At 52.9% G+C, this 23,398-nt stretch carries 21 protein-coding genes; 13 read left to right on the top strand and 8 right to left on the bottom strand.

Annotated features, from left to right (window positions below):
• Window positions 1-59: 59 nt before the first annotated feature.
• The 4 genes from B5D52_RS06715 to B5D52_RS06700 form a co-directional block, all read right to left on the bottom strand.
• Window positions 60-1,235: a 4-hydroxybutyrate dehydrogenase gene (locus B5D52_RS06715; protein WP_016146849.1), complete on the bottom strand. Its 1,176-nt coding sequence runs from the start codon at window positions 1,233-1,235 to the stop codon at window positions 60-62.
• A gap of 300 nt (window positions 1,236-1,535) precedes the next feature.
• On the bottom strand, window positions 1,536-2,300 hold the full coding sequence (locus B5D52_RS06710; protein WP_016146848.1) for an amino acid ABC transporter ATP-binding protein: 765 nt from the start codon (window positions 2,298-2,300) through the stop codon (window positions 1,536-1,538).
• 6 nt (window positions 2,301-2,306) lie between these two features.
• Window positions 2,307-2,987, bottom strand: a complete 681-nt coding sequence (locus B5D52_RS06705; protein WP_016146847.1) for an amino acid ABC transporter permease — start codon at window positions 2,985-2,987, stop codon at window positions 2,307-2,309.
• Between the two features lie 129 nt (window positions 2,988-3,116).
• Complete coding sequence (locus B5D52_RS06700) at window positions 3,117-4,010, bottom strand: amino acid ABC transporter substrate-binding protein (protein ID WP_016146846.1); 894 nt, start codon at window positions 4,008-4,010, stop codon at window positions 3,117-3,119.
• 314 nt (window positions 4,011-4,324) lie between these two features.
• Here B5D52_RS06700 and B5D52_RS06695 point away from each other — a divergent pair, with 314 nt between their 5' ends.
• The gene (locus B5D52_RS06695; RefSeq protein WP_016146845.1) at window positions 4,325-6,358 is read left to right on the top strand and encodes an ATP-binding protein; all 2,034 of its coding nucleotides are present in this window, start codon (window positions 4,325-4,327) and stop codon (window positions 6,356-6,358) included.
• Between the two features lie 106 nt (window positions 6,359-6,464).
• Here B5D52_RS06695 and rny read toward each other — a convergent pair whose 3' ends face one another.
• Complete coding sequence (rny, locus tag B5D52_RS06690) at window positions 6,465-8,009, bottom strand: ribonuclease Y (protein ID WP_016146844.1); 1,545 nt, start codon at window positions 8,007-8,009, stop codon at window positions 6,465-6,467.
• A gap of 380 nt (window positions 8,010-8,389) precedes the next feature.
• Here rny and pgeF point away from each other — a divergent pair, with 380 nt between their 5' ends.
• From pgeF to B5D52_RS06665, 5 genes are read left to right on the top strand one after another with little or no spacing between them, the layout of a single operon-like run.
• The gene (gene pgeF, locus B5D52_RS06685; RefSeq protein ID WP_016146843.1) at window positions 8,390-9,187 is read left to right on the top strand and encodes a peptidoglycan editing factor PgeF; all 798 of its coding nucleotides are present in this window, start codon (window positions 8,390-8,392) and stop codon (window positions 9,185-9,187) included.
• Window positions 9,184-10,740: an ABC transporter substrate-binding protein gene (locus B5D52_RS06680; RefSeq protein WP_016146842.1), complete on the top strand. Its 1,557-nt coding sequence runs from the start codon at window positions 9,184-9,186 to the stop codon at window positions 10,738-10,740. The genes pgeF and B5D52_RS06680 overlap by 4 nt, the downstream gene beginning before the upstream one ends.
• On the top strand, window positions 10,737-11,759 hold the full coding sequence (gene mnmA, locus B5D52_RS06675) for a tRNA 2-thiouridine(34) synthase MnmA (protein ID WP_016146841.1): 1,023 nt from the start codon (window positions 10,737-10,739) through the stop codon (window positions 11,757-11,759). The genes B5D52_RS06680 and mnmA overlap by 4 nt, the downstream gene beginning before the upstream one ends.
• A 10-nt stretch (window positions 11,760-11,769) precedes the next feature.
• Entirely contained in the window at window positions 11,770-12,681 is a 912-nt protein-coding gene (locus B5D52_RS06670) for a DMT family transporter (protein ID WP_040332479.1), read from the top strand.
• Window position 12,682: 1 nt separating this feature from the next.
• A complete protein-coding gene (locus B5D52_RS06665; RefSeq protein WP_016146839.1) occupies window positions 12,683-13,633 on the top strand; it encodes a CPBP family intramembrane glutamic endopeptidase in 951 nt (316 codons plus the stop codon).
• A gap of 36 nt (window positions 13,634-13,669) precedes the next feature.
• On the opposite strand, the gene pth is transcribed toward B5D52_RS06665, so the two are convergent.
• The 3 genes from pth to B5D52_RS06650 are packed head-to-tail and all read right to left on the bottom strand — an operon-like array spanning window position 13,670 to window position 16,382.
• Window positions 13,670-14,308 carry an aminoacyl-tRNA hydrolase gene (pth, locus tag B5D52_RS06660; protein WP_016146838.1) on the bottom strand — a complete coding sequence of 213 codons (639 nt, stop codon included), beginning with the start codon at window positions 14,306-14,308 and terminating at the stop codon, window positions 13,670-13,672.
• Window positions 14,309-14,356: 48 nt separating this feature from the next.
• Window positions 14,357-16,006: a DAK2 domain-containing protein gene (locus tag B5D52_RS06655; RefSeq protein ID WP_016146837.1), complete on the bottom strand. Its 1,650-nt coding sequence runs from the start codon at window positions 16,004-16,006 to the stop codon at window positions 14,357-14,359.
• A gap of 25 nt (window positions 16,007-16,031) precedes the next feature.
• A complete protein-coding gene (locus B5D52_RS06650; RefSeq protein ID WP_016146836.1) occupies window positions 16,032-16,382 on the bottom strand; it encodes an Asp23/Gls24 family envelope stress response protein in 351 nt (116 codons plus the stop codon).
• Window positions 16,383-16,670: 288 nt separating this feature from the next.
• Here B5D52_RS06650 and lexA point away from each other — a divergent pair, with 288 nt between their 5' ends.
• The 7 genes from lexA (at window position 16,671) to B5D52_RS06615 (ending at window position 23,215) form a co-directional block, all read left to right on the top strand.
• Complete coding sequence (gene lexA / locus B5D52_RS06645) at window positions 16,671-17,270, top strand: transcriptional repressor LexA (RefSeq protein WP_016146835.1); 600 nt, start codon at window positions 16,671-16,673, stop codon at window positions 17,268-17,270.
• On the top strand, window positions 17,270-19,309 hold the full coding sequence (gene recG, locus B5D52_RS06640; RefSeq protein WP_016146834.1) for an ATP-dependent DNA helicase RecG: 2,040 nt from the start codon (window positions 17,270-17,272) through the stop codon (window positions 19,307-19,309). The genes lexA and recG overlap by 1 nt, the downstream gene beginning before the upstream one ends.
• A gap of 99 nt (window positions 19,310-19,408) precedes the next feature.
• Window positions 19,409-19,876 carry a transcription antitermination factor NusB gene (gene nusB / locus B5D52_RS06635; RefSeq protein ID WP_016146833.1) on the top strand — a complete coding sequence of 156 codons (468 nt, stop codon included), beginning with the start codon at window positions 19,409-19,411 and terminating at the stop codon, window positions 19,874-19,876.
• Complete coding sequence (locus B5D52_RS06630; protein ID WP_016146832.1) at window positions 19,873-20,820, top strand: Kae1-like domain-containing protein; 948 nt, start codon at window positions 19,873-19,875, stop codon at window positions 20,818-20,820. Before nusB ends, B5D52_RS06630 begins: the two co-directional genes overlap by 4 nt.
• Window positions 20,817-22,085 carry an exodeoxyribonuclease VII large subunit gene (xseA, locus tag B5D52_RS06625; protein ID WP_016146831.1) on the top strand — a complete coding sequence of 423 codons (1,269 nt, stop codon included), beginning with the start codon at window positions 20,817-20,819 and terminating at the stop codon, window positions 22,083-22,085. The genes B5D52_RS06630 and xseA overlap by 4 nt, the downstream gene beginning before the upstream one ends.
• Window positions 22,086-22,087: 2 nt before the next feature.
• Complete coding sequence (xseB, locus tag B5D52_RS06620; protein ID WP_016146830.1) at window positions 22,088-22,324, top strand: exodeoxyribonuclease VII small subunit; 237 nt, start codon at window positions 22,088-22,090, stop codon at window positions 22,322-22,324.
• Window positions 22,325-23,215, top strand: a complete 891-nt coding sequence (locus B5D52_RS06615) for a polyprenyl synthetase family protein (RefSeq protein ID WP_016146829.1) — start codon at window positions 22,325-22,327, stop codon at window positions 23,213-23,215. It abuts the gene before it with no gap.
• The last annotated feature ends 183 nt before the right edge of the window (window positions 23,216-23,398 follow it).

Raw genomic sequence — 23,398 nt, 5'->3', positions numbered from 1 at the left:
GTCGATCCCGAGAGGGAATCGACTCCGATGTTCGCATCCGTGAGGAATAAGAGTTTAGATTAGAAGCACTCGCGATAGATGCGCTCCATAAGCTCCTTGGTCATCGGACGGTAAGAGTTGGTGATCAGGCGCTGCTGGTTCTCCATAACGGATACCGGGAAGCCAGTGATGTCAGCCTCGGTGAAGCCGTACTCATGCAGGGGCTTGAGGGGCAGAACCTTCTCCAGGGTTACATTCAGGGTGCGCAGAGCGTCAGCCTTGGTGCAGCCCAGGCAGCGAGCAACGATTTCCTTGAACTTGCCTAGCTCGCCGTCCGGCTGATACTCGTCGTAAACTTCGAGGATCTTGCTGAACAGAGCGTAGTTAGACTCGCCGTGCGGTACATGGTAGGTGCCGCCGAGGGGGAAGGACATACCGTGAACGGTAGCACAGCCAGCCTTCAGGAAAGCGATACCAGCGTACAGGGAAGCGGTAACGTACTCGCCGAGGTAATCCAGACGAGCGTCGGGGCCTTCCAGAGCGATGCGGCGGAAGCCTTCGAGGATCATCTCCATAGCCTTGACCGAGTACATCTCAGAGGTAACGGTTTTACGATGGGGAGACAGGAAAGACTCGGTCGCATGAATCAGCGCGTCGATTGCGGAAGCAGCGAAGGGCTTGTAGGGCAGGGTCTTGAGCAGATCGGGGATGAGGCAAACCTTGTTCGGGATGATGTCGTCGGAAACCAGACCGAGCTTGGTCTCGCCGCCGGTCAGCTTGCCGTCCTTCTCGTCCTTAACGATCGCAACGGAAATGTTGGTAACCTCAGAACCGGTGCCGCAGGTGGTGGGGATTGCGATAACTTCCTTCTCATGTACAACAGGCTCTCTCTTGAAGTACAGCTCATGTACGGAAGAGGGGCGCTTGCAGCCGAGCAGCTTGCACAGGTCCATGATAGCGCCGCCGCCGATTGCGATGACACGGTCATAGGAATCGTACGGGATGCGCTCGTACATGGTCTCGATCATAGCCTCGGAAGGCTCGCCAGCGCCGAAGGTCTCCTGGAAGACATAGGTGCAAGCCAGATTGTACTGCTCCATAAAGGGCTTGTAGATGAACTCGTTGGTCAGAACGACATCACGCTCGCCGAGTGCGAACTCCTGAGCGAACTCGCCGAAGTTCTGGAACTTATAGATGGTGGGAGCGATAATGATCTCTCTCTTATCCTTCATCAGAGAAGCGCTAAAAGAATCCATGTGAAACATCTCCATTAAAAAAATTTTTTTACTGGGAATTAAACCGGGGATAGCCGGTGTTTTCCCGCAGAGAAATCCATGCGGGAACCGCACAAATTTGTCCTGTAATGATTGTACCAAAAACCAAGCACAAGTTCAACAGGAAATAACAAAAAACATACCATTTTTTTCAGGAGTGAACAAAACAAAAGGGCAAGGCCGGAAATACTGACCTTACCCTTATTTTAGCGCATTTTTGAGACGTTGTAAACTCTTTTTTATGAAAACTGTCCAGAATGAAGAGCGGAAAACGAGGAATAATTAGGAATTCTGTGAAAATCTGCTCAAAAAGGCCTGTGTGCGTGCATTTTGAGTATTTTCGAACACTTGTTGAGGCGTTCCTTCCTCAATGATTACACCATCTGCCATAAAGATGACATGATCTGCCACATCTCGTGCAAAAGCCATCTCATGTGTGACAATTACCATGGTCATGTGTTCCTGTGCCAGTTCGCGAATGACCTTGAGGATCTCACCGGTGAGCTCGGGGTCGAGCGCCGAAGTCGGCTCGTCAAAGAACAGAATGCGGGGCTGCATGGCCAGCGCACGTGCGATTGCGACGCGCTGCTGCTGACCGCCGGACAGCTCGCAGGGATAAGAATTCTCTTTGGATGCCAGATCCATCTTGCGCAGCAGCTTACGTGCACGCTGCGTCGCTTCCTCTCGCGAGATGCCGCGGATGCGAATCGGGGCATCGATCAGATTTTCCAGGACCGAGAAATGGGGGAACAGATTGAAGTTCTGGAATACCAGTCCGACATTCAAAATGATGTTGTGCAGCGTGTTCTTGTTCGCGTATACCGCACGACCGGACTCGGTCCACATCATTTTTTCACCGCATACCGTGATTTCACCCTGATCGGCGGTTTCGAGCTGGGTGAGGCAGCGCAGCAGCGTGGATTTACCCGAGCCCGAAGGGCCGATAATGGAAACAACTTGTCCCTCGGAAACCTGCAAAGAGATACCCTTGAGGACTTCCAGTCGTCCAAATGACTTTTTAATCTTTTTTGCTTCGATCAGATTCATATATGATTACCCTTTATAGTAGTTGAGCTTTTTCTCGCACAGTTTGAAGGCATATTCGACCACTGCGTTCAGAATCAGGAAGATGACACCGGCAATGACCAGCGGAAGAATGCTGGAGCTGCTCGACATCAGCTTCTTTGCCGAATCGAACAGCTGAGGCTGTCCAATGACGTTTGCCAGCGCAGAGTCTTTAATAAGTACCATGAATTCCGAGCCGGTGGGCGGGATGACGCGCTTGACGACCTGGGGCAGGATGATGCGGAAGAAGGTCTGCGTCTTGGTGTAGCCCAGCATTTTTGCCGCCTCGTACTGACCGCGCGGAATGGAATCAATACCGGAGCGGAAGATCTCGCCGAAGTAAGCGGCATAGTTGATCGCAAATGCGAAGATCGTTGCTGTAAAGCGGTTCATGCTAACGTGCCACAGGTAGTACGGTGCATACATAATGAACATCAGCTGCAGCATGAGCGGCGTGCCGCGCATAATGAGCTGGTAGATCTGGACGATCCAGGAGATCGGGCGTACATCAAAGCGACCGATCCGGAATCCCAAGCGGAGATTGCGGCCGAGTGCAACGAGAAAGCCGAGCGGTACGGAAAGGATGACGGTCCAGAAAAAGATTTTGATGACATCGACCGTGCCATCCAATAAGACAGGCATCATGCCTGTGATTTTATCAAAGATCATGTGTTCCTCCCTGGTTGTAGTTGGAAATTACGCAGATAACATTATAACATAGGAAAGCGTAAAAGAAAGCCCTGCCGCAGAAAAAGAGCGGATAAAAATCCGCTCTTAGTTTGTGCAGGTATAACAAGGTTAAGCAGCGCTATCTGCGTTTTCAGCCGGAGCTTCAACGGTCGTGATGTCGGAGCCGAACCACTTGGTGGAGATCTCAGCCAGCGTACCGTCAGCCTTGAGCTCGACCAGCGCATTGTTCACTGCGTCTGCCAGCTGGGTTTCGCCCTTACGGAAGCCGATGACGTAGGTTTCTGCATAGAGGAAATCATCCATGACGCGCAGGTTTCTGCCGCCGGTTTCGATCAGGTAGTTTGCAACGGTCTCATCCATCAGAGCGGCATCAGAAGCACCGCTTTCAACGTCGAGCAGGCAGGACATATTGTTGTCCATACCAATCATCGTGGTGTTGTCCTTGAGCTTGGGCTCGGCATCGAATGCTTCCTGTGCGGTAGAACCGGACTGGAGCGCGATGTTCTTGCCGGACAGATCATCCATGGTCTGATAAGTGGAATCGGTCGGTACGACCAAGACCATGTGGTTTTCCAGATAGGGGATGCTGAGCGTCATTGCCTCGTCGCGTTCTTCCGACCAGGACAGACCGTTCCAGATGCAGTCGATGTTCTTGGTGTCCAGCTCCATCTGCTTGGAATCCCAGTTGATGGGCTGGGTTACCAGCTCAACACCCAGCTTCTCGCAGACCTTTTCAGCGACATCGATATCGAATCCAACGATCGTACCGGACTCATCCAGGAAGCCCATGGGAGGGAGCTGGTCGTCCAGACCCAGTACCAGAGTGCCCTTGTCCTGAATGTACTTGAGCGAAGTGGTGTCTTCTGCGGTTTCGGTCGAGTCGGTGGACGCGTCAGACGATGCGTTATTGGCAGAGGAATCCTGGCTGCCACTGCAGGCAGTCAGCATAGAGGCAGAAAGAGCGCCTGCGCACAGCAGGGCGAACAGTCTGTTCTTCTTCATAGGGGTATCTCCTTTTTCTTTCCAAGTCATCGGGTTAAAACCCGGTGCAAATCGATAAGGTGGGCAATCACAACCACCCTCTGTAAGTTTGTAGCATTAGTCTACCACTTTAACATAGCAAAGTCAAGAGGAAAAACACGTAAACTTTCCACGTACAGCGGACGAATTTACAAACGCAGAAATTGGTATGATGCTTGAGGGAAAAGTGAAAGTATGCTATACTGATATACGATTGTATAAAGTTTTCATGATAATGTTAAAGATAAACGGAGCAAGAGATGAAATTACGATCATTGCAAGGACATTTCGGCAATATGAACGGCCGAAAAATAGAATTTGCGGATGGATTTTCTCATTTGGTTCTGCCGAATGGCTGGGGAAAATCCACACTGTGCGCATTTTTGCGTGTGATGCTGTACGGACTCAATACTGCGCGGCGCGACACTCAGCAGGCACTTTCGGATAAAACCCGCTATGTGCCGCAGGACGGACACGCAATGAGCGGCAGACTGGAAATTGAGTGGAACGGAAGAGCGGTCACCATCGTGCGCCAGACTGGCAAGGGTGGACCGATGCAGGATTTTGATGCGTTCTATACCGATACCGGAGAGAAGTGCAGATTGCTGACCGCGAAAAACTGCGGCCAGGTGCTGCTCGGCATGGGTGAGGATGCATTCCTGTCCAGTATGATGGTGGACGGCGAGGATATGAACCGTCCGTCGGAGGAATTGCAGGAGCTGCTCAGTTCGATGGCACAGACTGGAGACGCGACCGGAAGCGCAGCCAAGGCGCTGGCGCGACTGGATCGCTGGCGATTGGATATCCGTTCAGGCAGGGGACACGGCGAGCTGCCCGAGGCACAGAGCGAACAGACCAAGCTGGAAGAGCAGCTGGAACAGCTGGAAAGCCTGTCTCATGACATTGCCAAGCAAAAAGAGAAGTGCCGCAGCCTGGAACGCGAAGCGCAAAAGGCACAGGATGCCTATGAGCGCAGTTATCAGGCATTCACTGAACAGCAGGCCGATGAGGAAAGCCGCAGACGCGTGCTAAGAGAGGAACGCGAGCAGCGTATCCGGGAGATCAAGAACCGTGTACCCGATGAAGATTTGGTCAGGGAAGCAGCTGAGGTGCTGTACGGCTACGAAGGTGCGGTGCGACTGGAACGCGAGAAGCGCGAAAACATGCCGGCAGTTGAAACACGCCGCCGTGAGGCCATCGAGCGCATGGAAAAGGCGCAGCATGATCGTGAGATCGAGGTCGACCGAACGACCAGACCCAAGATTCGATGGGTCGCCGGTGTTTTTGCCTTTATCTTTGGTGTACTGGCCGCAGCAACCGGTATTATGCAGGTCGAGTGGTTCCCGGAGATGGAGAACGTAGCCGGTATGCTCAATACCAGCGCCTTGCCGATGGTGCTTTCCGCACTCGCGATTGTGTGCTTGCTGCTGACCTTCCTTGGCAGCGTACAGAAACCGCCTGCACCGCTTCCGGATATGGACGAAGAAAAAAAGCAGCTTGAAATTGAGTATCAGCGCATTCTGGATGAACAGCGCATGGCAGCATCGGTACTGCTTGAGGAACGCGACCGCGTGATTGAGGCTGGCAAAAAGCTGTCTTCGCGGGTAACGAACGTAGAGGAAGCAGCCGAGGTCATTCGCTCGGCGATGGCAGACTTGCAGCTCATCCGACGCGAACAGAGTGCATTGGGCGATGTCATTCTGGAAATCCAACGCGGCCCGGAAGACGACGAAGAAGCGGATGCGGTCAGACAGCAACTGGATGCCTTGGGTGCAAGACAGTCCGAGGCACGCCGCGTGCTGGACGCTGCGCGAGAACAGCTCTCTCGCTTGCAGGGACAGGCAGACATGATCGGAACGATGGAAGAGATTCGCGCAAAGCTATCCGCATGTAAGGAACGTATTGTGCAGCTGCAAAAGCAGTATCAGGCAGTAGAGCACGCACGCCAGATCGTGTCTTCGGAAAATGCAGCCTTGCAGGCAAGGGTATCGCCGCAGATCACCAGTTTGGCACAGTCCTATCTGGCATATTTGACTGCGGATAACTACCAGGAGATTCGTCTGGACGATCAGTTCCGCGCACGGACTGCGGGAGCCGATGGTCAGCTGTTAAACGAGCGTCAGCTGTCTTCGGGTGCACGCGATCAGCTGTATTTGGCATTGCGTCTTGCAGTCTGTGAGACACTGGCAGGCGCCAAGGAAGCGCCTCTGATTCTGGATGATCCGTTCCTGACGTCGGACGATGCCCGCACCGAGCGGGGCATTGCACTGCTCAAGGAGCTTGGACGCAAGCGACAAGTAATCTTACTCAGCTGCCGAAAGAGTGCATGATGAGAACAAGTAAACGCATTGCATACGCGGTGCGTTTTTGTTTTGGAGCATAAAAAAGGGAGAAGCTGTGTGCTTCTCCCTTTTAGCGGTGTTGTCGGAATTTTTGTTATTTTGCGTAGTCTACTGCGCGGGTCTCGCGGATCATGTTGATCTTGATCTGACCCGGGTAGTCCAGCTCTTCCTCGATATGCTTTGCGATATCGCGGGCAAGCAGGATCATCTTATCGTCAGAAACCTCATCGGGCTTGACGATAATGCGGATCTCGCGTCCAGCCTGGATTGCATAGGAGCTGGAAACACCGGACGTGGTGTTTGCAATCTCTTCCAGCTTTTCCAGACGCTTGATGTAGTTTTCCAGATTCTCGCGGCGTGCACCCGGACGAGCGGCAGAGATCGCGTCTGCTGCCTGTACGAGGCAAGCGATGACGGTCTGCGGCTCTACGTCGCCGTGATGCGCTGCGATTGCGTGAACAATCTGGGGATTTTCCTTGTACTTCTTGGCCAGATCGACACCGATGCTGACATGAGAGCCTTCGACCTCATGATCGACTGCCTTGCCGATATCATGCAGAAGCCCAGCTCTGCGCGCGGGCACCGGGTCAAGACCCAGCTCGGAAGCGAGCATACCTGCGACGTGCGCAACCTCGATCGAGTGGAGCAGAACGTTCTGTCCGTAGCTCGTGCGGTAACGAAGGCGGCCGAGCAGCTTGACAAGCTCAGGATGCAGACCGTGGATACCGGTCTCGAACATCGCGCGCTCACCTTCGCTCTTGATGATCTGGTCGATCTCACGCTTGGACTTTTCAACCATCTCTTCAATGCGGGAAGGATGGATGCGGCCGTCTGCGATCAGCTTTTCCAGCGCCATGCGAGCAACCTCGCGGCGTACCGGATCGAAAGAGGACAGCGTGATGGCCTCGGGGGTGTCGTCGATGATCAGATCGACACCGGTCAGCGTTTCAAGCGTGCGGATATTACGGCCTTCGCGGCCGATGATGCGTCCCTTCATCTCATCGTTGGGCAGCGGTACAACCGACACGGTTGCCTCAGCGACGTGGTCAGCGGCGCAGCGCTGAATAGCAATAGAAATCAGCTCACGGGCAGTGGCTTCTGCTTCTTCCTTGGTGCGCTGATTGATTTCTCGAAGTTTAACAGCTGCATCGTGCTGTGCTTCCTGCTCGATGGAGGAGACCAGATAGTCCTTCGCCTCTTCACGGGTCAAGCCGGAAATGCGCTCAAGCGCAGCAATCTGCTCATTTTTGAGCTGGTCGCACGATTCCTGGGTCTTCTGAACCTGTGCGAGCTTGCGATTGAGCTCTTCATTCTTCTGATCCAGGGCATCTGTTTTACGGTCGAGCGCTTCTTCCTTCTGGGTCAGACGGCGCTCGAGTTTCTGCGTTTCATTGCGGCGTTCCTTGATCTCACGCTCAGCCTCAGTACGGCTTCTGTGAATCTCGTCTTTCGCCTCAAGAATCGCTTCACGCTTTTTGGTTTCGCCAGCCTTGATTGCATCGTTGATAATGCGGGTGGCTTCTTGTTCGGCACTGCCGATTTCCTTTTCGGCTACCTTTTTGCGATACAGGCAGCCAACGATCACACCAATAACCAATCCGACAACACCGACGATCAGAGTGATTATGGTATCAATCATGATTTCTGTGAAACACCTCCAGGATTTTTGACTTTTAGAAATCTGCAAAGTAATAATAACCCACCATAAGTTTCACGGCCTGGGCGCCGATGAATATTACAAAAGGTATTACCACAGATATTGTATAGCCTTTTGTCTTTCCTGTCAAGGAGCAGGCACAATTTTGACATGTATTTATACACCCTGACAAACAGAAAGGGAAAGCAGGGGAGAACCCTTGTAGAGAGCGGGATAATTGTAGTATAATAACATAGTTAAACCATTCTTGTCCTGCAAGGCACTGATTATGTTTCATACGGTGAAAAAACGGACAGGAAACTGCAAAATATGACACGTCTGGCTTTGGCCTGCGCGTCCGCAAGATCCTTAGGAGGAAAGCCATGCATAGCTCCATGCGCCGCAGACAATGCGGTGATTTGATTTATTATACCTGTGACCGGCTGCCGGTGCGCCATGCGTTCACGACCAAATCGGGCGGTGTCAGTCACGGAGATTGTGAAAGCCTGAATTTCGGGTTTAACCGCGGAGATGATCCGGAGAACGTCCGGCGTAATTATCAGATTCTCGCGGACACATTGCACATTCCGTTTGAGCGCTTTACCCTGACCCAGCAGGTGCACGAAAGCCGTGTACAGATTGTCGAGGAAACAGATGTGGGAATCGGTCTGCATCAGCCGATGGACTGGAAAGTGGACGGTCTGGTCACCGCTCTGCCGGACACGCCGATCGCGGGCTTTTACGCGGACTGTGTAGTAACGCTGTTCTACGATCCGACCGCCAAGGTGTGCGCGGTCTGTCATTCGGGCTGGCGCGGCACAGCGCAGGAAATCGCAGGTAAGACGGTCGAGAAAATGGTATCGCTCGGCGCATGCCGGGAAACGACGATTGCGGTCATCGGACCGTCGATCTGCCAAGACTGCTTTGAGACCGACGCGGATGTTCCGGACGCTATGCGTGCGCAGATGGGCGAACGGGTTGCACCGTTCATCCAGACGAGAGGGAAGAAATATCACGTTGATTTGCAGGGCATCCAGCAGATGACGCTGCAATCGGTTGGACTTGCTCCGGAGAATATCATAAACAGCGGCCTGTGCACCAAGTGCATGTCCGATGTCTTCTGGTCACACCGTGCGACCAACGGACACCGGGGCGTACAAGCGGGGGTGATTTGTCTGTGAAGAAGGCCGGTAAAATACTGCTGCGCGTAACCGCGTGCGGTTTGGCACTGTCCCTGCTCTGTGGATGTACGCTGACCGAGCGTCTGGATGAGACAACTTCGACACTGACCAATATGACCTCGGACAGTCAGCGTCAGGTCGGTCAGGTGTCTCTCGCGTATTATACAGCCGAGAAGGTAAATCCGATCACTTCGAGCTCTACCATCAATCGTATTATCTGTGAGGCACTGTACGAGGGTCTGTTTTGCTTAAACGATCAGTTTGAACCCGAACCGGTTCTGTGTGAGAACTATGAACTGAGCGGTACAAGCTGTACTCTGGTACTCAAAGAGGGACTGAAATTTTCCGATGGTTCGGACGTGACCGCGGACGACGTTGTGTACAGCTATCGTTTGGCAAAGTCGACTGCGACCTCTATGTATTACAATCGCGCGTCCTATATGTCTTCCATTCGTGCAACCGACAGTCGAACCATTCAGATTACGCTGAGTGCACCGAACAGTCACTTCCTGAGCCTTCTGGATATTCCGATTTTCAAAGAAGGAACAGAGAATCAGACGTTTTCGATCGGTACCGGACCGTTTGTAGCATCGCAGAGTGATACGGATTACCTGCTGCTGCCCAATGAGAATTGGCATGGCGGTAAGGTTTCCAACGTACCCCAGATCAATCTGGTTGGTACCGTACGTGCCGATGCGGTCATCAGCAGCTTTGCGGCAGGTGATATCTCGCTGACACGCGCTGAGCGTATCAGTGATGACCCGGCAACCATCAAGGGTGCAGTCGATGTTTACCAAACGCCGACCACCGAGCTGCATTATCTGGGCGTCCGTATGTCCCATCCGCTCTTATCCAATGAGAATTTCCGCAAGGCACTGAGCCTGGCCATCGATCGATCTTCGATTTGCCGTTCGTCCCTGCAAACCTTTGCAGACCCCGCTGTGCTGCCGGTCAATCCGCAGCCGGAAATGCTGGAAGACAGCCGCTTGACCGGCGCCTTAGAGCAAGCTAACACTTATCTGGCACAGATGGGCATTCGAGATGTTGACGGTGACAGCAAGGTGGAAACCAGCTCGGGCGAAGAAATCACGCTGACCCTACTGTGCAATTCAGAGAACAGCTTTAAGAGCAACGTGTGCAGCCAGTTGGTCACCGCATTCAGCCAGATTGGCATTCAGCTCAATATCAATAGCCTGCCTTTCGATCAGTACCAGCAGGCGCTGAACAGTGGAAACTTTGATTTGTACTACGGTGATGTCATTTTGACACCTGACTTTGATGTACGTGCGCTTTTGATGTCGGGTGGTTCGCTCAATTATGGCAGAATCACAGATGCCACACTGGACAGCAAGATTATGTCTGTCCGGACGGCATCTGCGGACGCACTGGAACAGGCAGAGACCGATTTTTATGAATATTTCCTGAGTAAAATGCCCATTCTGCCTTTGGCGTTTGAACGCAATCAGGTCATTGTGCGCAGCGGTCTGCTGACCGGCTTCAGCCCAAGACCTTATAATATCTTCTGGACACCCAATGAATGGAGGCTTGGATGAAAAAAGTTGTATTAGGACTTTCGGGCGGTGTCGATTCCGCGGTATCCGCTCGCTTGCTGCGAGAGCAGGGATATGAGGTGTACGGTCTGTACATGGATGTCGGCCTGGGCGGCGCAGCCGAAGCGCAGCGCGTTGCGGATGCGATCAATGTCCCGCTGTATATCGCTCATCAGGAAGAAACGTTCGAGCGGGAAGTGCGCTCGTACTTTCAGCACGAATATGAATCGGCACGCACGCCGAACCCCTGCGTCGTATGCAACCGCAAGGTAAAGTTTGTCTCCCTGTGCCAGTATGCCGATGAGATCGGCGCACAGTATATTGCGACCGGACATTATGCGCGGATTGGTCACGATACGCAGGACAGAGCACTGCTCATGCGCGCGCGTTCTCCGAAAGATCAGTCGTATATGCTGGCCAATTTGCCGCGTTCGGTGCTGGAGCGCTGCGTATTCCCGCTCGGCGAAGCGGCAGACAAGGCTGAGGTGAGGGAACTGGCACGTAAGAGCCAGATTCCGGTTGCGGAGAAGAAAGACAGCATGGATGTCTGCTTTATCCAGGACGGCGATTACAGCGCATGGCTGGAGTCGCGTGGCGCAGCCCTGCCGGAGGGTAACTTTGTAGATGAGACCGGTCGAGTGCTGGGTCGACATAAGGGACTGCACCATTATACGGTCGGCCAGCGCAAGGGACTGGGCATCGCGTCCACCGGCCGCCTATTCGTGCACGAGTTACGACAGGATACCAATGAGGTTGTACTTTCGCTTTCCGATGTGTTCCGTGAGAAAATCACGGTCAGCGGACTGAACCTGTGCGCACCGGAGTACGCAGAGAGCGGATCGTTTGACTGTCAGGCGCGTGTGCGCTATTCCAAGCACAGTGATCCGGCAACCGTTCGACTGCTCGGAAACGGACAGGCAGAGGTCACTTTTGTACAGCCCGTTCGTGCACCGGCTGCTGGACAATTTGCGGTCTTTTATGATGGCGAGATCGTAATTGGCGGCGGTTTTATCGATGGATAAAGGGGAAGCTATGAAACAGGAAAAAGAATGGATTGGCCATGCCCTTGCGCTCGGAACGGTGTGCGTGTGGGGTACGACCTTTATTGCAACAAAAGTCCTGCTCGAGCATTTTACGGCGGTAGAAATTCTGCTCATTCGCTTTGTGTTGGGATTTACAGCCCTGAGTATTGCCTGTCCCAAACGATTGCGGCTCAAAGATAAGCGGCATGAGCTGTATTTTGCAGGCGCAGGTCTGACCGGTGTATTGATTTATTATCTGCTTGAGAATATTGCACTTGGATATTCGACCGCGTCCAATATTGGCGTTGTGGTATCCTGTGCGCCGATGTTCACGGCAATCTTTTGGGCAATCGCATCGCGGGAGCGCCTGCAATTGCATTTTATCATCGGTTTTGCCATTGCCATCAGCGGCATCGCGTTTATCTCATTCAGCGGTACCGAGCGCATGCAGATTAACCCCATCGGTGATGTGCTGGCGCTGGCTGCCGCTGTTGCGTGGGGTATCTACTCGGTACTGATTCGCAGATTGGGTGAATTCGGTTACCCTTCAATCGCGATGACGCGCCATGTCTTTCTGTATGGTGTCGTGTTTATGCTGCCGATTGCCTGGAAGATGGGATTTTCTCCGTCGCTCGACGCGCTCAAGCAGCCCTCTATTTTGCTGACGCTCGCATTTTTGAGTTTTCTGGCAAGTGCAGCGTGCTTTGTGACCTGGAATACTGCGGTTAAGAAGCTGGGAGCGATTAAGACCAGCGTCTATATTTATCTGTCACCTGTTATTACCATTTTGTGTGCTGCGATCGTGCTGCATGAGCGCATGTCGGCGCGGTCTGTGCTGGGAACGGTGTTGGTTCTGCTAGGACTGGTGGTTTCGGAGAATCGCCTGCCTGTGAGAATCCCTGTACTCGGCAAGGAGAGATGATATGGAAGCATCCCGGGAAAGTACATATAAACAAACCTTTGCCAAATTGGGATGGGTACTGATCGCTTCTCAGGTGCTGATGATGGCAGTGGTCTGGGCAGGAGAGGAACTCTATATCCGATGGCTCATTGCCAGAGATCCGATGATTGGAGCCGTCGAGCTCATGCACAAATTGCAGGACAGCGGCGTGTGGCTGATTGTAGGTGCGCTGGCAGGCCTGACGCCGTGTCTCGCGCTTAAGCTGACCGAGCACCCGAAACAGCTGCCCGCTTTTTTCGGTAAGAAGAATCAGCGGATCGGCGGCACCATCATGGTGTTTTGCTTCCTGCTGGTGCTGGGATTGCAAAACATTGCGTCTCTGCTCACCATTCCAGTGGAAGTCACCGCGAATTTGCTGGGCGGATCGTTTTACAGTGCACATGCGAGTGCGACCGCTGCTTCACAGACCGCATCTATGCTGCTGTACAGCGTGTTGATTGCACCATTCTGTGAAGAGCTCATGTACCGCGGCTTTGTGCTGGAATATTTGAAGCCCTACGGCAATACCTTTGCGATTTTGTTTGCGGCTGTTATTTTTGGACTCATGCACGGCAATATCATTCAGCTGCCCATGGCGCTGCTGTGCGGCGTATTGTTCGGCTATATTGCGGTAGAATACTCGCTTTCAGCGTCTATGGTACTGCATGCGCTGACCAACCTGACCGCAGAGATTCTGGCACGGCTGGGAGATGCCGACGAGGTAGCCGCAGCAGGTGTCAATCAGGCACTGTTTGCATTTGGACTCATTGCGCTGTTTTTGTGTATCACCAAGCTGCATCAACCGATTCGCGCGTATGCCCGACAAGGTTATGCCGAAAAGAAAACAGTAAAACTGCTGATGACCTCACCGCCTATTTTGCTTTTGATTATTTATCTGATTGTTTTAACGGCGATGAGCATTACACCGATTTAAAAAAGAGCTGGTTCTGATTGAACCAGCTCTTTTACTTTATTTACCGTTAAATTTCTGCGCCGCAGCCGCAGGACCGTTGCGGACGATTTCTTCCGCAGCTTCCATTGCGTGCTGAGCTGCTTCCTGAATCTTGGTTTCATCCTCGCCTTGGAATTTGGACAGTACCCAGTCGGCCAGATCGTAATCGGGATGGGGCTTTGCACCAATACCGATCTTGACACGCGGGAACTGATCAGAGGACAGCTGATAGATGATGTTCTTGACGCCGTTCTGGCCACCGGCAGAGCCCTTTGCGCGTACGCGCAGACGGCCGACATCCAGCGAAATATCGTCAAACAAAACGACAATGCGCTCGGGCGGGATCTTGTAGAAATCTGCGGCATCGCGCACAGCCTCACCGGACAGATTCATAAAGGTCTGCGGCTTCATGAACAGAACGCGTTTTCCGCCGAATGTACCCTCGCCGACCAGCGCCTTGAACTTCATGCGGTCGATACGCTGACCGGTTTTCTGACAGTAGGAATCCAGTGCGCGGAAACCAGCGTTGTGTCGGGTGCTTTCATATTTAGAACCGGGATTGCCAAGACCGACAACCAGCCACTCGATCGGGCCGGCAGAAGCGTCCTGCTGTTTGCGCTCCTGTTCCAACTTTGCAAAGATATCAAAAATAGACATTGGGAATCTCCTCTAAAAAGCTCCCCAAAAGGGGAGCTTTTAAATGATTTATTCAACTGACAGAATATAGTAGTAGACCGGCTGACCGCCATGAATGACCGTAATTTCCAGGTCATGATTTTCCTTGCGGAACAGTTCCTCGACCTTCGCAGCTTCCTCCTCGGTCACGCCTTCGCCGTAGATGATCGTAGCAAAGGTGCTGTCTGCGGATACCAGCTCACGGATGAGCTTTTTGAGGACATCGTGCTGACGCTTGCTGTTTGCAGCCAGCTTGCCCTCGCACAGACCAAGGTATTCGCCTTCCTTGATCTTCTTGCCGTCAAAGTCGGAGTTGCGTGCAGCATAGGTGACCTGACCTGCGCGAACGGCTTCCATGGCCTCGTTCATTGCAGCGGTGTTGTCCTCCTGCTCTGCATCGGCATCAAAGACCAGCATTGCCGAGATACCCTGCGGGATGTTCTTGGAGGGCATAACAACGACCTGCTTGTCTTCGCACAGCGCAGCAGCCTGCTGTGCCGCCATGATAATATTCTTGTTGTTGGGGAAAACGTAGACGATCTCTGCGGGCGTCTGATCGACCGCACGCAGGATATCTTCGGTCGAGGGGTTCATGGTCTGACCGCCCTGTACGACCTGATCGCAGCCGAGGTCGGTGAATACGGTGTGCAGACCGTCACCAGCAGCAACACAGACAAAACCGTACTTCTTCTCGGGCGGGCAGATTTCACGATGCTCCGGTGCTACCGTGCCCTCGATGACCTTTGCGGTGTGCTGCTGACGCATGTTCTCAATCTTGACCGTCAGCAGGGGACCGAACTTCAAGCCTTCTTCCAGTGCCTTGTTGGGCTGATCGGTGTGTACATGGACCTTTACGATGTCATCATCTTCGACAACAACCAGAGAGTCACCGATTTCGCTCAGCAGAGAACGCATACGACCGACGTTGCGCGCCTTGTCCTTGCGCTCGGCGATAAACTCGGTGCAGTAAGTGAAGGTGATATCTTCATCTGCAATTGCGCTGAAATCCGCTGCGCTCTTGGCAGCCGGAGCTTCTTCAATGACGCGCTCCTTGTGGATGCCGCGGAAGGCATCGAACATACCCTCGAAGATGGTCAGGAAGCCAAAGCCGCCGGCATCAACGACACCAGCCTTTTCCAGAACCGGGTTCTGGGACATGGTTTCCTGCAATGCGGTCTGACCACGCTCGAGTACGGCAGAAAAGACCTGTTCAACCGACAGCTGCGGATCGGCCTGACACAGCTCGACTGCGTGCTGTGCAGAAACTCTGGTGACAGTCAGGATCGTGCCCTCTGCGGGCTTCATGACCGCCTTGTACGCGGTATCTACGCCTTCACGCAGCGCGAGTGCAAAATCACAGCCGCCAGCTTCTTCCTTTTCGCGCAGTTTTTTTGCCATACCGCGGAAAAGCAGGGAGAGAATAACACCCGAGTTGCCGCGGGCACCGCGCAGCAGGGCAGACGCCGTCTGATCAACTGCCTTGCGCAGGGTGGGCTCGGTCAGACGCTCCATTTCTTCCTGTGCGGCGTGCATGGTCATATACATATTGGTACCGGTATCGCCGTCGGGCACCGGGAAGACATTGAGCTCATTGGCAGCTTCCTTTTTTTCGGCGATCGCGAGCGCACCTTCAATAACCATGCGCTGAAACAGTGACCCGGTGATTTTTTGTTCGTTCATGTCTTACGTTACTCCTTCGTTTCTGTCAATCGGCCTTGATGCTTTCGACGTAGATATCGATGTTCTTGACATCAATGCCGGTCAGCTGCTCCACGTGGTAGCGGACTTCGCTGATGATTGAACGGCAAACCGAGGCAATATTAATTCCGTGATCGACCGCGATGTGCAGATCGATGTTGATGCCGCCGTCGGAAGCTTCGGTGATTTTGACACCGCGGCTCATGTTTTCACGGCGCAAAAGATGCGCAACACCATCTGCGACCGAACGGACGGTCATGCCCTTAACGCCAAAACAAGAAGAAGCGGCATAGCCGGCAATCCCGGCAATCACGTCGGGGGCAATCTCAATATATCCAAATTCGTTGTTGATTCTCATAAAATACCTCCAGCAAACCAAACCGTTCAGAAGTCATTCTATACTTATTCTCTATTCTATAATAGTTTGCGCGAATAAACAAGATATATTTTCTGCAAAACTGTGTTATGGGTGACAAATTATTGGATTTGTGAGGGGACTTTTGAGAGTGGATTATTTTTATATCGCACCGCAACAAAGGTTTGATTTTTCCAGCAAATTCAGATATAATTGAATAAAAAACAAACAAATGTTTCTCCATGCGTGAGGTGTTGGAGATAATTGGCTATTTTTTAGGATGGTGTCACGATGAAAAAGTTGAGCGAGAAGCAAAAGCGCATTCTCGAATATATAGCAGAAGCAACTGCTGCGCAAGGCTATCCGCCTTCTGTGCGCGAAATTGGCAAGCATGTCGGTCTGAGTTCGTCTTCTTCGGTACATGCCCAGCTGATCAAACTGCGTGAAAAGGGATATTTGGAAAAAGATGACCACAAGACGCGTGCATTGGTGGTAAAAGGTGCAGCGGCAAGTGTGCCGCAGGTTCCCATTTTGGGACAGGTCACAGCAGGTATGCCGATTCTCGCAGTAGAAGATATTGAGGGTTATTTGCCGTATGAGCAGGCAAGCGGATACGGCGAATACTTTGCCCTGCGGATCAAGGGCGATTCCATGATCGGTGCGGGTATCCTCAACGGAGACTACATTATCGTGCGTCAGCAGAATACGGCGACTCCCGGACAGATCGTTGTAGCGATGATTGAAGACGAGGCGACCTGCAAGACACTCAAAATTGAGGATGACGGTCATGTATGGCTCATGCCGGAAAACCCGGATTATTCCCCGATTGACGGTGAAGGCGCGGTCATTCTTGGCGTCGTAACTGCACTGCATCGGGATTACTTCGCATAATGGCACTTTCAGATTCGATTGCCAAAATCAAGGGCATCGGCCCGAAAAAAATTGCACTCTTTCAAAAGCTGTCCATAGAAACCATGCAGGACGCACTCGACTGCTATCCGCGCGATTACGAAGATCGTACCTATGTCATCCCGGTTGCTGCGGCCAAGGAAGGACAAAAGATTGCCGTGTGCGCGGTGGTTGGTACCCAGCCGGTTACCCGTCGCATCCGCAAGGGCATGGAGATCACCAAATTCCGTGTATTTGACACTTCCGGCGCATTGTGGATTACCTATTACAACAATCGCTACACGGCGGCAGCCTTGCAGGAAGGACAGGAATACCTGTTTTATGGCCGTATACAAGGCCAGGGCGCACAGAGAACGATGATCTCTCCGGCTTGCGAGGCGGTGCTGCCCGGAATGCCTCCGCCGCAGCGCGTCGTACCGGTTTATCCATTGACCGCAGGACTGACGCAAAAAGATTTGATTCGCGTGACAACGGCTGCTCTGGGAGAACAGGATGCAGGCGAGCGGGACTGGATGCCGGAGGAGATTGCACAGGAATATGAACTGCTGACACAAACACAGGCAGTACAGTGCATTCACCGACCGCAATCGCTGGACGATGTCGCGCAGGCCAGACAACGCATTATTTTTGAAGAATTGTTTTTACTCTGCTGCGGACTGGCTCGACTCAAAGAACGTCGCGCAGACGAAGCTGGTATTGCCATGCGTGAGGGTACGCCGGATGCATTTTGGAAATTGCTTCCGTTTGCGCCAACCGGTGCGCAGAAACGTGCGGCACAGGAAATCTGGAACGATATTCGAAGCGGTAAGCCCATGAATCGATTGGTACAGGGTGACGTAGGCTCAGGCAAAACCGTGCTTGCTGCGGTACTCTGTTATCTGGCGGTACAGAATGGATACCAGGCAGCGATTATGGCGCCGACCGAGATTTTGGCTTCTCAGCACATGGAATCACTTGGCCCAATCTTTGCACAGCAGGGTATTACCTGTGCAGTATTGTCCGGTTCTGTGACGCCGAAGCAGAAAAGAGAGTGCAAGGAAAAGATTGCGTCAGGCGAGATACAGGTCGTCATTGGTACACATGCCTTGATTCAAAAGGATGTCACCTTTCATCGACTTGGCGCAGTCGTTGCCGATGAACAGCATCGCTTTGGCGTTGACCAACGCGCAACTCTGCATGAGAAAGGTGAGCGACCGCATACGCTGGTCATGTCGGCGACTCCGATTCCGCGTACTTTGGCGCTGATTCTATACGGTGATCTCGATGTATCGATTGTCGATGAATTGCCGCCCGGACGTACACCAGTGGAAACCTTTGCCGTGGGTGAAAAGATGCGTCAACGCATCTATGCCTTTATAGACAAGCAGATTGCCGAAGGCGGACAGGTCTATGTGGTTTGTCCACTTGTAGAAGACGGAGAATTGCCGCTCAAGAGTGCAGAAGAGCACGGCGCAGCCCTACAAAAGATTTTGCCGCATCGCCGCATTGGTGTCCTGCATGGTAAGATGAGACCGGCAGAAAAAGATGTGGTGATGAATGCTTTTGCAGCAGGAGAACTTGACATACTGGTTGCAACGACCGTCATTGAAGTCGGTGTCAATGTACCCAATGCCTGTTTGATGGTGATCGAAGATGCCGACCGTTTTGGCCTGTCCCAGCTGCATCAGCTGCGCGGACGCGTCGGACGAGGCAAACGAAAGTCTTACTGCGTTTGTTTTGGTGCAGATAAGGGAGAACAAGCGAAGCAGCGACTCAAAATTCTGTGCCAAACCAATGATGGATTTGAGATTGCACGCGCCGATCTGGCACAGCGCGGCCCGGGCGATTTCTTTGGTAAACGGCAGCATGGCCTGCCGATGCTCAAAATGGCAGACATTGCAGGCGATTTGGCATTGATGCAGTCGGCGAAAGAAGAGGCTGAAAAGCTGTTGTCAGATGACCCAACCTTGCAGGAGCACCCTGCACTGCGCGAGCGGGTAGAGCGCATGTTCCGAAACGATCACGGCGAAATCTTTAATTGATCGTATGTACCTGTCTTGCATTTATATAGCGAATCAGGTAAAATAAAATATACTGGAATGATATAAAAATTCTGATAGAAAAGATGTCGGAGGAATACCGTGAACAATACTGTAAGTAGAAAGCAGGCAAGAGAGATTGCCCTGCATCTGGTTTTTGAGATGGGCTTTGGCGCGTTTGAGGCTGAAAATGTAATGACCGATCGTCTCGGCGAAGAGATCATGCAGTCGATCAGCGGTGATATTGCACTCTACGCGGGCAAGCTGGACGAAGCACAGACCAAGTACATCGTATCTGCTGTCAAGGGTGTTGCAGAGCATTTGGACGAGCTGGACGCATACATTGAAAACAATGCGAAGGGCTGGACGCTGTCGCGCCTGTCTCGTATCACCATTGCTATCCTGCGTCTGGCGATTTATGAAATGTACTATGTTGAGGACGTTCCGGTCGGCGCTGCAATCAATGAGGCAGTCGAGCTGGCAAAGGTTTACGACTCGGACGAAGCTGCTTCGTTTATCAACGGTGTCTTGGGTGCAGTTGCGCGCAAGATGGAGTCTGAACAGGAATGAGCCGTTGGTATCTGGGGATTGATACCTCCAATTACCGTACATCGGCTGCGATCTTTGATGCAGAGCATGTAGAATGGCAAAATAGCGGTCGGCTGCTTGATGTGCCGGACGGCGCAATCGGACTGCGTCAGTCGGATGCGCTTTTTCAGCACACACTGCACTTGCATGAGATGATTGCCGGACTGCCGGGTGGTATCGGCAAGGAAATTCAGGCGGTGTGCGTGTCTACCAGACCCCGTGCGGTGGAAGGCTCGTATATGCCCTGCTTTCTGGCAGGCGAGAACGTCGCACGAAGCATCGCGCATCTTCTGGGTGTGCCGCTCTATACCTGTTCCCATCAGCAGGGACACTTAGCTGCCGCAGCCTTATCTGCACAGGCACTTTCCTGGCTCGGTACCCAGGAGTTTTACGCGTGGCACTTGTCTGGCGGTACGACTGAGCTGCTGCATGTAGCTCCGGGCGCAGATGGTTTGCCTGTCGCGGAATGCATCGGCGGCACAACCGATTTGGCAGCTGGACAGCTGGTCGATCGTGCCGGTGCGCTCTTAGGACTGCATTTCCCGGCAGGAGAAGCATTGGAGCAGCTCGCCAAACAGTCGCAGAGCAAAGAACGCTTCCAGCCCAAGGTCGCTGACTGCCGATTCTCGCTTTCCGGCATGGAAAACAAGATTCGTGACCTCTGTGCGCGTGGTACGGTACCTGAGGATGTCGCTTCGTTTACCGTGCGTACGATCTGTGCAGCAGTCGAGCGGGCAACCGCACAAGCGATGGAACGCAAGAAATTGCCTGTGCTGTGTGCGGGCGGCGTGATGAGCAATCGATTGATTCAGCGCCGTATGCACGAGCGCTTCGGTGCACGTTTTGCAGAACCCGTTCTTTCGGGAGACAATGCAGTTGGCGCTGCGGTACTCGCTGCGGTGCAGCATGGAGAAACACTGTTATGATTTACACAGTCACACAACTCAATCAGCAGATCAAGGGAATGCTGGAGAGCAACTCGAGTTTCCGCAATATTTTTGTGCAGGGTGAAATCTCCAATTATAAGCAGCATACGTCAGGGCATCACTACATGACGCTCAAGGACGCGGACGGAGCCATCAGCGCGGTATTGTTCCGCGCCGATGCCGCACGGCTGCGCTTTCGCTTGATGAACGGTATGAAAGTGATTGCGCGTGGACGGGTAAGTTCTTTTCCGAAGACTGGCCAGGTACAGCTGTACCTGGCTGATTTGATGCCGGACGGAACCGGCGCGCTGCATCTTGCTTTTGAGCAGCTTAAGGCGAAACTCTATGCCGAAGGTCTGTTTGACCAGTCCCACAAGCAGGAAATTCCGCGCATGCCGCGTACCATCGCACTTGTGACTTCACCGACCGGTGCAGCCGTGCGTGATATGATTCGCATTTTGGGCAGACGGTACCCGCTTGCCGAGGTGCAGCTGTGGCCTGTATTGGTGCAGGGCGAAAATGCAGCGGCAGACATCGCCAAAACGATTGCGCGTGTCAACGCGCACGGACAGGCGGATGTGATGATCGTTGGACGCGGCGGTGGATCGCTCGAAGATCTGTGGGCATTTAATGAAGAAATCGTAGCACGCGCGATTTATAACAGCAAAATTCCTGTGATTTCGGCGGTTGGTCATGAACCTGACGTCACGATTGCCGATTTCGTGGCCGATCTGCGTGCACCGACACCGTCAGGTGCAGCCGAGCTTGCCGTGCCTGATCGGGGAGAGCTGAGCATCTTGATTGACCGAGAGCAGGAACGTCTGATGACTGCACTGGAAAACCGATTGAACGGACTTGCAAACCGACTGCAAGCACAGGAAGACCGCTTGGCGCGCTGCACACCGGCGCAGTACGTCGCCGAGCGTCGCCGCCGAACCGAAGAACTGATCGAGCGGATGCGATTGGCGCAGCTGCGCAAAATCGACAGCTTGAAGACTGGCTTTTCTTATCAAGAAAAGAAATTATGCGATATGCCGGGTGTTTTATTAGAACGTCGGCGCGGGCAGTTGCAGTCCTTGTCGGGACAGCTGGACGCACTCAGTCCATTGCGTGTACTGGCGCGAGGATTTTCGGTTGTTACCGATGCACAGAACAAGATTATTACCGACAGTGCGGATTTGCAGACGGGAGATGCAGTGACGCTGCGCTTTGCGCAGGGCACAGCAAAGGCTCAGATTACATCCGTGCAGAAATCGAGGAAATAACTATGGCAAAAAAACAGACATTTGAGCAGTCCATGCAGCGCTTGGAAGAGATTGTCAGACTGCTGGAAAAAGGCGATGCACCGCTGGATGAGAGCTTGCATCTGTTTGAAGAGGGCGCAAAGCTCGCGGCGTCCCTGCATACGCAGCTGGATAAGGCCGAGCAGAAGGTGACGCAAATGATGACGATGTCCGATGGAACGGTCGAAGAGCAGCCTTTTGACGTACAGGAGGATGCCTAAATGGAATTTCAGGAACGACTGAATCGCTATGTCGAAGAGATTGAACAGGCGTTGGATCAATATTTGACGACGTTTGGATGCAACGGACAGGAAAAAATCGTGGAGGCTATGCGCTACTCGGCGCTGGCCGGTGGAAAGCGTCTGCGCCCGGTGCTTACAATGGAATTTTGCAGAGCAGTGGGCGGAGATCCGTACGCAGCGCTTCCGTTTGCCTGTGCGCTGGAAATGATTCACACGTATTCTTTGATTCACGATGATCTGCCCTGTATGGACAATGACGATCTGCGCCGCGGCAAGCCGACCAATCACAAGGTGTATGGCGAGGGACTGGCAGTTTTGGCAGGTGACTCGCTTTTGACGTACGCGTTTGAGACCGCAGCGCGCGGTATGAATGAGTCTGACGTGACTGCCCAGCAGGCAGTCGAGGCGATTGGAATTCTGGCACACGAAGCAGGATACTATGGAATGATCGGCGGTCAGGTTCTTGATCTTGCCGCAGAGCATCAGACCTTGACGTATGAAGAGCTGGTCAACTTACAGGACAAAAAGACCGGCGGACTGATTCGCGCAGCGGCTGAGATGGGTTGTGTCTTGGGATATGCGACCGAGGAACAGCGAGAAGCAGCGAAAACTTATGCAAACCGTTTGGGACTTGCCTTCCAGATTCAGGATGATATTTTGGATATCGAGGGCGACGAGGCTGTCTTCGGCAAACCGATAGGATCGGATGAAAAAAGCGGAAAGTCTACATTTCCTGGCCTGATGGGCGTAGAAACCTGTCGCAAAATGGTACAGGATTTGACCGACGAGGCTGTTTGTGCGGTAAAAACTTTACCCGAGTCAGACTTCCTTGTACAGCTTGCTGAGAGCCTCGTAGGCCGGAAAAAATGAATAAAATTGTAGCGTTCGCATAAAATTTACATACAACCGCTTGAAAAAAGCAGACGGTTGTGGTAACTTATCCGTGTGACGCAGTATTCTAGTCAGGCGATCTCTCCCCAGGATGGACCTAAAAAGCCATCGAAGGGCACATCGATGAAGTCTCTGGTGCTTGCTTCTTACGCCCAGTTTGGG

The organism is Butyricicoccus pullicaecorum DSM 23266, assembly GCF_900167005.1.
Lineage (GTDB): Bacteria > Bacillota > Clostridia > Oscillospirales > Butyricicoccaceae > Butyricicoccus > Butyricicoccus pullicaecorum.
This window is presented reverse-complemented; position numbering and strand designations above follow the sequence as displayed.